Below are 12,029 nucleotides of genomic sequence, written 5' to 3'. Positions count from 1 at the left end.
TATCGGTTTATTTTAACGAGTGCATTATAGACCAATGCAGGGAAATTGTGTGTAGAATACTCCGCTTTCCCGCTGAAGGATGCTCATTATGGTTTGGAAACCCCGCGTCACCGTCGCCAGTGTCATTGAACACAATAACCGCTTTCTAATGGTCGAAGAAATGCATGGCGGGCAACTCACCATCAATCAGCCTGCCGGACACATGGAACACGGCGAAAGCCTGCTGGATGCGGTACGGCGCGAAACGCTGGAAGAAACCGGCTGGAACTTTGAGCCAACCGCCCTACTCGGTATTTTTCACATGCAACGCGACGACCCTGACCGTGTTTACCTGCGTTTCACATTCACCGGCACGCTGCTTGAACCTGTCCCCGGCTACCAAATCGACCCGGATATTAGCGCCGTTCACTGGCTGACCCGTGAGCAAATCCGCCAGCAGCAACCTTGTGTCTGGCGCAGCGATTTGGTCGGGCGTTCACTCGACATGTATGAATCGGGGGTACGCCATTCGCTTGACAGCCTGCACTATTTCATCGCCAATGACTAACGTTACGCAACACGCCACGCAAAAAGTCATTGTCGGCATGTCCGGGGGGGTCGACTCCTCGGTTGCTGCATTGTTGCTGCTGGAACAAGGCTACCAAGTGGAAGGCTTGTTCATGAAAAATTGGGAAGAAGACGACACCGAAGACTATTGCTCCGCAGCGGTTGACCTTGCCGATGCGCAAGCCGTTGCCGACCAGTTAGGCATCACCCTGCATACCCGCAATTTCGCCAGCGAATACTGGGAGCGCGTCTTCACCTACTTCCTGGAAGAATACCGCGCCGGGCGTACCCCTAACCCCGACATCATGTGCAATAAGGAAATCAAGTTCAAAGCTTTCTTGGAGCTTGCGCTGGAGTTGGGCGCGGACTATATCGCCACCGGACACTATGCCCGCATTGCGCGTGACCCAGACGGCACAGTGCGAATGCTCAAGGGCGTGGATGCTAACAAAGACCAAACCTATTTCCTCTACACCCTGCAACAGCACCAATTGCAACGCAGCCTGTTTCCGGTTGGGGAATTGCAAAAAAGCAAGGTGCGCGAATTGGCAGAAACCGCCGGATTCACCACCGCCCGCAAAAAAGACAGTACTGGCATTTGCTTCATTGGCGAACGTAAATTCCGCGATTTCCTACAACGCTTTCTGCCCGCTCAACCCGGCAATATCGTAACCCCTGACAATGAGATCATCGGCAAACACCACGGTTTAATGTACTACACCCTCGGTCAGCGCCAAGGCTTAGGCATTGGCGGACGCAAAGACGCGGATGAATCCCCTTGGTTCGTGGTCGACAAAGACATGGCAAACAATCACCTGATCGTGACCCAAGGGCATCAACACGAATTGCTGATGAAGCACTTCTTGTTAGCCTCGCAATTGCATTGGGTGGCGGGTCAAGCCCCTGGTGAACAGTTTGAATGCAAAGCCAAAATCCGCTACCGTCAGACAGAGGAAACCTGCCAAGTCACCCTCAAACCCGATGGTCACAGCGCGGTGTGCTTTCCCCAGGCACAACGCGCCATTACCCCCGGACAATCCATTGTGTTTTATCAAGATGACACCTGTTTAGGCGGTGGTATCATTGACGCAATGGCAAGCACGTGCCCACATCCCTAGGGATAACTTGAATTATTTGTATAAACCCTTATCCTCACAACACATATTCAACGCGGATTTACTAAAAACCTGTGGAAGCCAATAACCGTAATCGAACCCTAGCCCTTGCCGCACTGTTTCAGTGTGTAGAAGGTGTCACGCAAATTGCCGCGCGTGGCAATGTTGATAGCGAACTGTTTGAAGCCTGCATCAACAGCATCTTGACAGAAGACCACTCTAGCCCCGAAGCTCTTTACGGTGGTGCTAACAAACTCAGAACCGGCTTTCGGGTACTGATGTACCAACTCGGCGCTAGCACCTTGAACCCCGATGGCAAACCCAAAGACATCGAAGCCACCCGTTACGCAGTCAATTTGCTGTATCTGGAAAAGAAACTCGCCAATGACCCGGATATGTTCCAGTCATTACTCAAAAATATCGAAAACGCCCAACAACAACTGGACTTTTTCGCCATGACCCACCCCAATATGATTGCACGGCTCGCTGAAATCTACACCACCACCGTCAGCAAACTGGGACCGCGCATTATGATCAAAGGCGACCAAAATCACCTTGCCAACCCCGAAAATGCGGCAAAAATCCGGGCTTTATTGCTGGCAGGCATCCGTGCCGCCTTATTGTGGCGGCAAGCGGGCGGAAGTCGCTGGAAACTCATATTCTCGCGGAGCGCGATGCAAAAAGAAGCGCAACAGTTTTTGGCTAGGAATTAAAGCCCAGTTCAAGATTGATCGCCGCAATCACCGATTGCGGGTCAGTCGCTTGGGTAATCGGTCGCCCTACTACCACGTAACTGACTCCGGCTTCCCGCGCTTGTGCGGGTGTCATCACGCGGGATTGATCACCCTGATCACTGCCAGCCGGGCGGATACCGGGTGTCACTAGCAGGAAGTCATTCCCTAAGCGTTGGCGTAACATAGCCGCTTCCTGTGCCGAACACACCACGCCATCCAAACCACTGTCGGCTGTCAATTGCGCCAAATGTTGCACTTGCTGTGCAGGTTCGGCGGCAATGCCTGTGCCGGAAAGTTGCGCCTTATCCATCGACGTTAGCACCGTCACCGCAATCAGCTTGGGTGGGTTAGCGAACTCTTGCAAAGCTTCACGCGCAGCTTGCATCATTTTGGCTCCACCGGACGCATGAACATTGAGCATCCACACCCCCAAACCAGCCGCAGCTTTACACGCCGACGCCACCGTATTGGGAATATCGTGAAATTTCAAATCCAGAAACACCTCAAAACCACGCGCGGTTAACTGACGCACAAACTCAGGGCCTGCGGCGACAAACAACTCAAAACCGACTTTGAGCTTGCATTGTGAGGGGCTGAGTGGGGCAACAAACGCCAGTGCTTGTTCCGCAGTGGCAAAATCAAGGGCAATAATCAAACGGCTAGACATGCAATCATCCTGACAAGTTAAACCAAGTTAAACATTGCTGACAGTATCCCAATGGTGACACGCGGGACAACGCCATAAGTAACCGTGCATTTTATACCCGCATTGGGCGCACTGGAAATCCGGTTGGCTGGCAGCCAAGCGCTGCAAAGCCGTTTGTAATTGGGCAATATCGCACACCTTTTCCTCTTGCCATAACGACGACAAAACATCGGTAGCATGAGTTAAGGTATTGAGGCTGGGTTTACCTTTGGTTAGGTATTCTTCAACCTGAAGCTGCATATCGGATAATTTCCCCAGCTTACGAGCTAATTGCAGCAAATAACCAAACAACTTAGCGTCTTGCGTGTTAGCAAAGGTTTGCTGAATAAACTGATACAAGCTTTTCAGCTCATCTTTTTGATTAAAATTATTGACCAACTGATTGAATAACATGCCAATTAGGCGCGTATCTTTCTTAATCGCCTGACGGTAAAAGCCCAACGCCTCCTCCCGCTGATTACGCGCGTAAGCAAGATCACCGTTGAGCGCCAAGACCCGTGCTGATGTAGGGTGGCTTTTCACCGCCTTTTTAATGGTTTCTTCCGCACGGAACAAGTTCTGCTTCTGCAATTCCAGCACGGCGAGTTCGCAATAATAATGGGCGATCAAACGACTATGATCGGCTTTACTGCGCTGCTGGGCTAGTTGGGCAATCTCAATCGCTTTGTTCCACTCGTGCAATTGTTCGTAAATATTGCGCAATGGTTCACACGCATCGGCATGTTTCGGGTCATCTTTGAGTAATTCAGTGAATACACTTTCAGCACGATCCAACAAGCCAGCGGCGAAAAAATCTTCACCAAGCGCTAACATCGCCGCTGTGCGTTGCGGTTTGCTTAAATCAGAACGGGCGACAAGATTCTGGTGGATGCGTAATGCGCGGTTAATTTCCCCCCGATTGCGGAACAAATTACCCAGCAATAAAAACGTATTGGCGGTGTGTTCATCAACTTCAGCGTAATTGAGGAATACGTCCAACGCTTTGTCGGGTTCTTCGCTCAATAGGTAGTTAATGCCTTGCACAAAACGTTGCGGAACATCTTGGCGCTGTTGTTCCCGGTGTTCTTTGTAACGCTTACGCGCCGCGTGCCAACCGGAATAAAACGCGATGGGCAGGAGTAAAAATAGAATTTCTTGCATAATGCCTTAGATGTAAAAAAGGAGGCTGTATGCCTCCCCTTCATTACCACGTAACAGGCAGCTTAATCCTGAACAGGGTAACTGACACGCGATTCATTTACGCGCTCACGCAATTCCTTGCCCGGCTTAAAATGAGGCACATGCTTCGGCGGTAAAGCCACCTGATCACCCGTTTTAGGGTTACGGCCTTTACGTGCTGCACGATGATGCAGGGAAAAACTGCCAAAGCCCCGGACTTCAATACGCCCGCCGCCAGACAGTGATTCACTCATTTTTTCGAGCAACTTCTTAACAGACTCTTCCACATCGCGGCTGCTAAGATGGCTTTGCTTACGTGACAAAATATCAATGATTTCAGATTTGGTCATCCATTCCACTCCTGAACAAACGACGGGGTTATCATAATCGTTGTTGCAGCTTTCCAGTCTTGGAAAACAGTGCAGATAGTGTACCTGCACCGCCTGAACTATAGGTCATCCCTGACCTGCGTGCCATCCTGATGGCGAAAATTATTCGCCCATCTGTTCCTTGAAGATGTCGCCCAATGACGTACCCGTGCTGCTAGAACGCCCGGTGTACTCACGCATCAAACGTGATTCATCTTCATCATCCTTCGCCTTGATAGACAGGTTGATGGAACGTGTCTTACGGTCAACACCCATGAATTTCGCTTCAACGGTGTCGCCTTCCTTCAGCAAGGTGCGAGCATCTTCAACGCGGTCGCGTGACAACTCAGATGCACGCAAAATGCCTTCGATGCCTTCGCCCAAGTCGATTTTCGCGGCTTTAGGAGTGACTTCAACCACAGTCCCTTTTACGACGCTGCCTTTAGAATGGGCTGCCACGAAATTGGAGAACGGGTCTTGTTCCATCTGCTTGATGCCGAGGGAAATACGCTCACGCTCAGGGTCAACTGCCAATACAACAGCTTCCACTTCGTCGCCTTTCTTGTAGCTGCGCACGGCTTCTTCGCCGGGAACGTTCCAAGAAATGTCAGACAAGTGAACCAGGCCGTCGATGCCGCCATCCAAACCGATAAAGATACCGAAGTCAGTGATAGACTTGATCTTACCGGAAACGCGGTCGCCCTTGTTGCGAGTACCGGCGAATTCATCCCAAGGGTTCGCTTGGCATTGCTTCATACCCAAGGAGATACGGCGGCGTTCTGCGTCGATGTCGAGGATCATGACTTCAGTCTCGTCACCCAAGGTCACAACCTTAGCTGGGTTGACGTTCTTGTTAGTCCAATCCATTTCAGAAACGTGAACCAGACCTTCAACACCGTCTTCGATTTCCACGAAGCAGCCGTAGTCGGTCAAGTTGCTGACCTTACCAAAGATGCGCGTGCCAGCCGGGTAACGACGAACCAGATCTTGCCAAGGGTCTTCACCCAATTGCTTCAGACCCAGTGAAACGCGGTTCTTATCGCGGTCGAACTTGAGGACTTTAACGTCGATTTCGTCACCGATATTAACCACTTCAGAAGGATGCTTAACACGCTTCCAAGCCATATCGGTAATGTGCAACAGACCGTCGATGCCGCCAAGGTCGAGGAACGCACCGTAATCGGTGAGGTTCTTGACCACGCCTTTGATGACTTGACCTTCTTGCAGGTTTTCCATCAGCGCATCGCGTTCTGCACTGTATTCTTCTTCAACGACTGCACGGCGTGAAACCACGACGTTGTTGCGCTTCTGATCCAGCTTGATGAGCTTGAATTCCAGTTCCTTGTTTTCCAGATAGGAAGTGTCGCGGACTGGACGTACATCAACCAGTGAACCCGGCAAGAATGCACGAATATCACCCAACTCAACCACGAAACCACCCTTAACTTTGCCGGTGATAATACCGGTGATGATTTCTTCGTTGGTAAAGGCTTCTTCCAGAATTTCCCAAGCACGCAGGCGGCGAGCTTTTTCACGGGAAAGGCGCGTCTCACCGAAACCGTCTTCGACGGTATCCAGCGCTACTTCAACCAGATCGCCAACTTTGACGTTAATTTCGCCGCGTTCATTTTTGAACTGTTCAGCAGGGATAACGCCTTCGGATTTCAAGCCAGCACTAACGATAATGAAATCGGAGCGGACTTCGAGAACTGTTGCATTCAGCAGAGCGCCCGGCTGCATTTGGGTATAAGAAAGGCTCTCTTCAAACAGTTCAGCAAAACTTTCAGTCATGAATAAAAATACCTGTTAATAACAATGATTTTCGTCACACGCATCCTGCATTGACGGGTTAAAACGCAAAAAGCCCAGACTTCCTGTCAGGGCTCCCTAGAAAATAACGTATCCAATGAAATGCTTAAGCGATGTAGTGCAACACGGTGGCGAACACTTCGGCTTGATCCAACGAACTGGTATCGATGACCAACGCATCAGCGGCAGGTTTTAAGGGAGCTACCGGGCGGTTGGTATCGCGTTCGTCGCGAGCATTGATCTCTTGAATTAGGTCGCAGAGTTTAGCACTAAGTCCTTGTTGGCTCAACTGTTTCAGGCGACGTTCTGCACGGATTTCTGCACTGGCAGTAAGATAAAATTTGTGGGTAGCATCGGGAAACACTACTGTCCCCATATCCCGCCCATCGGCGACTAACCCCGGAAGCTGGCAAAAACGGCGTTGCAGTTCCAATAATGCTGCCCGCACCGCAGGCAATGCAGCAATTTGCGACGTCGCACTGGCGCAGGTTTCGTTGCGAATTTCACCGGTAATAATATCACCATCCAGCCAGGCTTCACCATTTTTGAATTCGATATTCAAAGTGGGAATCATCGCTGCTAACGCGGTTTCATCTTGCAAATTGATTTTGTGCCGCAAAGCCGCCACCGCCGCCACGCGATAAATTGCACCGCTATCAAGCATGTGCCAGCCGAGTTTATCCGCGAGCATACAGGCAATCGTGCCTTTGCCAGCGCCAGCCGGGCCATCAATAGTAATTACAGGGATCGTTGTGCTCATGCAGTGGTAATCCTCACGCCCGCGTTTGCCGCCAGTTCCACAAAACCGGGGAACGAGGTATTCACATTCGCGCAATCATTAATCGTAATCGGCTGCGTTGCCCGCAGTGCAGCCATTGCAAACGACATGGCAATGCGGTGATCGCCGTGACTGTCAATCGTGCCGCCGCTAAAGTTACCGGGGTTAATGATAATACCGTCTGGAGTGGGTTGCGCATCCACGCCACACGCAATCAAGCTATCCGCCATGACCTGAATTCGGTCACTTTCCTTAACGCGCAATTCTTCCGCACCGGTTAACACGGTCTGCCCTTCTGCAAACGCAGCGGCAATAAACAACGATGGAAACTCGTCGATTGCCAGCGGTACTAAGGCTTCAGGAATCTGAATACCGTGCAATTGTGCGGAACGTACCCGAATATCTGCCACAGGTTCGCCGCCAACTTCGCGTTCATTCAAGATTTCGAGGTTTGCACCCATCAAGCGCAAAATGTCGATCACGCCGGTGCGGGTCGGGTTCATGCCCACATGTTCAATCGTCAGGTCAGAACCTTGCGCAATGCTTGCCCCTACCATGAAGAATGCAGCGGAAGAAATGTCTGACGGCACATCAATATCGGTTGCAGTCAACTTGCCGCCACCGTGCAGACTGATGTGATTGCCGTCGGTTTTCACCGCGTAACCGAAACCGCGCAACATGCGCTCAGTGTGGTCGCGGGTTGGCGCGGGTTCGGTCACGGAGGTTTCGCCTTGTGCATACAACCCTGCCAGCAATAGCGAGGATTTCACCTGTGCACTTGCCATCGGCATGTCGTAATGGATGCCGTGCAACGGGCTACCACCGTGTACCAATAACGGCGGCGTGCCGGATTCGGTCGCATCAATCTTCGCCCCCATGCTGGCTAACGGCACAGTCACGCGCTTCATGGGACGCTTCGACAAAGAAGCATCGCCCGTCATCCGCACATCAAACGCTTGCCCACTCATTAAGCCAGACATCAGGCGCATGGATGTGCCGGAATTGCCCATATCTAAGTCGTGTGCAGGCGCTTGCAAGCCATGCAGCCCTACCCCGTGGATGGTTACTTTGCCATCATCGGTAGGGCCTTCGATGCTCACGCCCATGCTGCGAAACGCATTCAGGGTGCAAAGGCAATCTTCGCCTTGCAAAAAGCCGCTGACGTGGGTTGTACCTTCTGCCAGTGACCCCAGCATAATGGAGCGGTGCGAAATGGATTTGTCGCCGGGGACACGCACCTTGCCTTGCAAGTTGCCACCGGGCTGGACGTTGAATTGTAGATTGGTGCTAGAATGGCTCACGTTATTTTTCCTGCTTCTCAAATTGGGCAACGTAATTGTCGCGGGCGTATTTGGCTTTTTCCATGCGATTATGCAAGGCTTCGCCATCTTGCGCATCAATCAACTCGGCAAATTCACCCAGATTCTGTTGAAAAGCCGCAATCACCGCAAGAATCGCTGCCTTATTCGTCAGGCAAATATCTCGCCACATCACCGGATCGCTCGACGCAATGCGGGTAAAATCCCGGAATCCGCCCGCTGCATAACGCAAAATATCTTCGCGTTGCGGCATATTCAGCAGCGTATCCACCAACGAAAATGCCAGTACATGCGGCAAATGGCTGGTCGCTGCCAATACCTGATCGTGCAATTCCACCGGCATTTGTTCCAGCAATGCCCCTGTCACGCGCCACATCGCCTCCACCTTGGCAATCGCATCGGCATCGGTATGCGCCTGCGGCGTCAAAATGACACGGCGGTTGACGTACAAATCAGGAATAGCCGCTTCCACCCCACTTTTCTCGCGCCCAGCAATCGGATGCCCCGGCACAAAACGACTGAAATCTGCCCCAAACACCTGCGCCACTTCCGCCACAATACTGCCTTTGGTGCTGCCTGCATCGGTCAGAATCGCATCAGCAGGCAATACGGGTTTGATCTGTTGCAATAAATGCCGCATTGCCCCCATCGGCACTGCCAACAGCACCATATCGGCATCGCGTACCGCCTCCGCTGGGTCAAGGCTGAAGCTGTCGATCACGCCCAAATCCACCGCTTTTTGCAGGTGTTCCGCATTACGGCTGCAACCGACAATAGTTTGACAAGCATTTGCTTGACGCAAAGCCAAGGCCAGCGACCCGCCAATCAGGCCGACGCCAAAGATAACCAGTTTTCTAATCACGCTGTAAGAACCTTCTGCAACGCCTTGATACAGCGCGTATTCTGCGCTGCCGTGCCAACCGTAATCCGCAAATGTTGCGGCAAACCATAGCCGCCAATCGGGCGCACAATCACGCCTTCACGCAATAAAGCGTCATACAGCGGCGCTGCCGGACGTTGCATATTAATGGTGATAAAGTTACCCACCGTCGGCATGTATTCCCAGCCATTGTCAGCACACGCCGCAAACCATTGCTGCAAACCCGCTGTATTCGTCGCCACGCTACGCTCAAGGAAATCATCATCCCCCAACGCCGCCTGTGCTGCGGCCAATGCCAATGAGTTCACGTTGAATGGCTGACGTACCCGATTCAACATATCCGCAATCGCCGGACTAGACGCGGCATAACCCACACGCACCCCTGCTAAACCGTAAATCTTGGAAAACGTGCGCGTCACAATCAGATTCGGAAATTCTTCCAGCCAAGCCAGCGCATTCGGAAAAGTCGGGTCAGTGACGTATTCGGTGTAGGCTTCGTCAATCACCACAAGCACATCTTCCGGCACGCGGCTAAGGAAACGGTGCAACTCATCCTTACCCAACCACGTCCCAGTCGGGTTATTCGGATTGGCGATGAAGACCACGCGGGTTTTATCGGTAACTTTCGCAGCAAGATTTGCCAGATTATGCCCGTAAGGCATGGTGTCATGGCTGGGTGGGTTAGCTTTAGCTGCCTGCAATTCTGCACCGACGGCTTGAATCACAATCGGGTAAACCGCAAACGCATATTCGGAAAACACAGCGGCACGGCTATTATCCAAGAACGCACGGGCAATAATATCCAGCACGTCGTTAGAGCCGTTGCCTAACGTAATTTGTGAGCTTTGCAGACCAAATTTATCAGCAATTGCTGCCTTCAACTGGTAGCCGCTGCCGTCGGGATAGAGTTCCAGCGAAGTGAGTGCACCAGCCAGCGCTGCTTGCGCTTTGGGGCTTGCGCCGAGGGGATTTTCGTTGGATGCCAGTTTGAGGATATTGCTAATCCCCAGTTCGCGTTCCAGCTCTTCGATGGGTTTTCCCGGCTGGTAGGGCTGCAAGGCTTGCACCCCCGTTACCGCCAGTGCTTTGAAATCAACAGTCGTTTGCATGATTGACCTGAATAAGCAAAAAATCAGTCAGGCATTCAATCACAGCCAGCCGCGCTTGCCAAGAGTAACAAAGGAAGAATCAAGGATAGGCAGGAAGTGGGTGAAATCTTGTAGGGGCAATTCATGAATTGCCCCTACGGTGGGGGTTTTAATCCCTTACGCCACCGCTTGCGGCTTATTCGGGCGACGCCGACGCGGCTTGCTCGCTGCTGCACCTTCCGGTTTTTTCACCGGTGGCAAACCAGCGACTTTGCGTGTTTCCGTTTTTTGCGACTTGGTACGGCGATTCGCGGGGCGATGCTGGGCAGGGCGCGGACGATCCGCTTCCGCATCGTTGGCAATCTCGGCAGCCGTCAACGCACGGGTCGGCGCAACACTGATCGTTGGCAGCGGTTCACGCGGCAATTGCTGCTTAATGAGCTTTTCAATGCCTTTGAGGAAACCGTATTCTTCCGGTTCGACCAAGGAAATCGCTTCACCCGTCGCCCCTGCCCGCCCGGTACGTCCAATGCGATGCACGTAATCTTCCGACACGTTCGGCAACTCGAAATTGATAACGTGTGGCAATTGCTCAATATCCAAGCCACGAGCGGCGATGTCAGTCGCTACCAGCACGCGAATATTGCCTTGCTTGAAATCTGCCAATGCTTTGGTGCGTGCACCTTGGCTTTTGTTGCCGTGGATTGCCGCAGCGGTTACACCATCACGTTCCAGCTTTTCCGCCAAACGGTTAGCACCGTGTTTGGTGCGCGAAAATACCAACACCTGTTCCCACTGATTTTCACGGATCAAATGGCTCAGCAAGGCAGTTTTACGCGCTTTATCCACCAAATAAACCGATTGCGTCACGGTAGCCGCCGCTGCATTGCGTGGGCTAACCGAGATTTGCACCGGGTCAACCAGCAGACCTTTGGTCAGTGCCACGATGTCGTCAGAAAACGTCGCGGAAAACATCAAGGTTTGGCGACGTTTCGGCAACAACGCCAGAATTTTGCGAATGTCGCGGATGAACCCCATGTCCAACATGCGATCCGCTTCGTCTAGCACCAGCATTTCCACTTGAGAAAATTTCACGGCGTTCTGGTCGTATAAGTCCAGTAAACGCCCCGGTGTTGCCACCAGAATGTCCAAACCACGGCGTAACGCCATCATTTGCGGGTTAGCACTCACGCCCCCGAACACGACGGTAGAGGTTAACGGCAAATGTTTACCGTAATCGCGCACACTTTCGCCGACCTGAGCCGCCAATTCGCGGGTCGGGGTCAGCACTAAGGCACGAATGTGGTTAGATTTTGGCTGATTACCATTCGCCGATAAACGGTGCAGCATCGGCAACGTGAAACCAGCGGTTTTACCCGTGCCCGTTTGCGCCGCTGCCATAATGTCGCGCCCAGAAAGGACGGCAGGAATGCCTTGTGCTTGGATAGGGGTTGGGGTGTCATAACCCTGTTCGCTGATGGCACGCAACAGCGGCTCGGACAAGCCGAGTTCAGAAAATAGCATTGTT

General features: G+C 52.2%; 12 protein-coding genes. 3 read left to right on the top strand and 9 right to left on the bottom strand.

What is annotated here, in order from left to right:
- The first annotated feature begins 88 nt into the window (after positions 1-88).
- The 3 genes from L2Y54_RS13250 (at position 89) to hflD (ending at position 2,374) form a co-directional block, all read left to right on the top strand.
- Positions 89-547 carry an NUDIX hydrolase gene (locus L2Y54_RS13250; RefSeq protein ID WP_236496681.1) on the top strand — a complete coding sequence of 153 codons (459 nt, stop codon included), beginning with the start codon at positions 89-91 and terminating at the stop codon, positions 545-547.
- Positions 540-1,664 carry a tRNA 2-thiouridine(34) synthase MnmA gene (gene mnmA / locus L2Y54_RS13245; RefSeq protein ID WP_236496680.1) on the top strand — a complete coding sequence of 375 codons (1,125 nt, stop codon included), beginning with the start codon at positions 540-542 and terminating at the stop codon, positions 1,662-1,664. The genes L2Y54_RS13250 and mnmA overlap by 8 nt, the downstream gene beginning before the upstream one ends.
- 71 nt (positions 1,665-1,735) lie before the next feature.
- Complete coding sequence (gene hflD, locus L2Y54_RS13240) at positions 1,736-2,374, top strand: high frequency lysogenization protein HflD (RefSeq protein WP_236496679.1); 639 nt, start codon at positions 1,736-1,738, stop codon at positions 2,372-2,374.
- Here the strand turns inward: hflD and pyrF are convergent.
- From pyrF to L2Y54_RS13195, 9 genes are all read right to left on the bottom strand, one after another.
- Positions 2,364-3,062 (bottom strand): orotidine-5'-phosphate decarboxylase, encoded by a 699-nt coding sequence (gene pyrF / locus L2Y54_RS13235; RefSeq protein WP_236496678.1) that lies wholly within the window; start codon positions 3,060-3,062, stop codon positions 2,364-2,366. The two genes, hflD and pyrF, sit on opposite strands and share 11 nt — an antisense overlap.
- A gap of 27 nt (positions 3,063-3,089) precedes the next feature.
- A complete protein-coding gene (locus tag L2Y54_RS13230) occupies positions 3,090-4,241 on the bottom strand; it encodes a tetratricopeptide repeat protein (protein ID WP_236496677.1) in 1,152 nt (383 codons plus the stop codon).
- Positions 4,242-4,303: 62 nt separating this feature from the next.
- Positions 4,304-4,609, bottom strand: a complete 306-nt coding sequence (locus tag L2Y54_RS13225; protein ID WP_236496676.1) for an integration host factor subunit beta — start codon at positions 4,607-4,609, stop codon at positions 4,304-4,306.
- A gap of 141 nt (positions 4,610-4,750) precedes the next feature.
- Positions 4,751-6,418 carry a 30S ribosomal protein S1 gene (rpsA, locus tag L2Y54_RS13220; protein WP_236496675.1) on the bottom strand — a complete coding sequence of 556 codons (1,668 nt, stop codon included), beginning with the start codon at positions 6,416-6,418 and terminating at the stop codon, positions 4,751-4,753.
- Positions 6,419-6,542: 124 nt separating this feature from the next.
- Positions 6,543-7,196: a (d)CMP kinase gene (gene cmk / locus L2Y54_RS13215; RefSeq protein ID WP_236496674.1), complete on the bottom strand. Its 654-nt coding sequence runs from the start codon at positions 7,194-7,196 to the stop codon at positions 6,543-6,545.
- Positions 7,193-8,515 (bottom strand): 3-phosphoshikimate 1-carboxyvinyltransferase, encoded by a 1,323-nt coding sequence (gene aroA, locus L2Y54_RS13210; RefSeq protein WP_236496673.1) that lies wholly within the window; start codon positions 8,513-8,515, stop codon positions 7,193-7,195. The genes cmk and aroA overlap by 4 nt, the downstream gene beginning before the upstream one ends.
- 1 nt (position 8,516) lies before the next feature.
- Positions 8,517-9,395, bottom strand: a complete 879-nt coding sequence (locus tag L2Y54_RS13205) for a prephenate dehydrogenase (protein WP_236496672.1) — start codon at positions 9,393-9,395, stop codon at positions 8,517-8,519.
- Complete coding sequence (gene hisC / locus L2Y54_RS13200) at positions 9,392-10,522, bottom strand: histidinol-phosphate transaminase (protein ID WP_236496671.1); 1,131 nt, start codon at positions 10,520-10,522, stop codon at positions 9,392-9,394. Before hisC ends, L2Y54_RS13205 begins: the two co-directional genes overlap by 4 nt.
- 156 nt (positions 10,523-10,678) lie before the next feature.
- Complete coding sequence (locus L2Y54_RS13195) at positions 10,679-12,025, bottom strand: DEAD/DEAH box helicase (RefSeq protein WP_236496670.1); 1,347 nt, start codon at positions 12,023-12,025, stop codon at positions 10,679-10,681.
- Positions 12,026-12,029: the final 4 nt, after the last annotated feature.

It is taken from the genome of Thiothrix winogradskyi (assembly GCF_021650935.1).
Classification (GTDB): domain Bacteria; phylum Pseudomonadota; class Gammaproteobacteria; order Thiotrichales; family Thiotrichaceae; genus Thiothrix; species Thiothrix winogradskyi.
Note: the sequence above shows the minus strand (reverse complement) of the source record. Positions and strands in the feature narration are given on the sequence as shown.

Bases quoted from the DNA above. Each gene is read 5' to 3' on its own strand.
- cmk (WP_236496674.1), bottom strand. From the start codon at position 7,196: ATGAGCACAACGATCCCTGTAATTACTATTGATGGCCCGGCTGGCGCT.
- L2Y54_RS13230 (WP_236496677.1), bottom strand. From the start codon at position 4,241: ATGCAAGAAATTCTATTTTTACTCCTGCCCATCGCGTTTTATTCCGGT.
- L2Y54_RS13195 (WP_236496670.1), bottom strand. From the start codon at position 12,025: ATGCTATTTTCTGAACTCGGCTTGTCCGAGCCGCTGTTGCGTGCCATC.
- hisC (WP_236496671.1), bottom strand. From the start codon at position 10,522: ATGCAAACGACTGTTGATTTCAAAGCACTGGCGGTAACGGGGGTGCAA.
- pyrF (WP_236496678.1), bottom strand. From the start codon at position 3,062: ATGTCTAGCCGTTTGATTATTGCCCTTGATTTTGCCACTGCGGAACAA.
- mnmA (WP_236496680.1), top strand. From the start codon at position 540: ATGACTAACGTTACGCAACACGCCACGCAAAAAGTCATTGTCGGCATG.
- L2Y54_RS13250 (WP_236496681.1), top strand. From the start codon at position 89: ATGGTTTGGAAACCCCGCGTCACCGTCGCCAGTGTCATTGAACACAAT.
- rpsA (WP_236496675.1), bottom strand. From the start codon at position 6,418: ATGACTGAAAGTTTTGCTGAACTGTTTGAAGAGAGCCTTTCTTATACC.
- L2Y54_RS13225 (WP_236496676.1), bottom strand. From the start codon at position 4,609: ATGACCAAATCTGAAATCATTGATATTTTGTCACGTAAGCAAAGCCAT.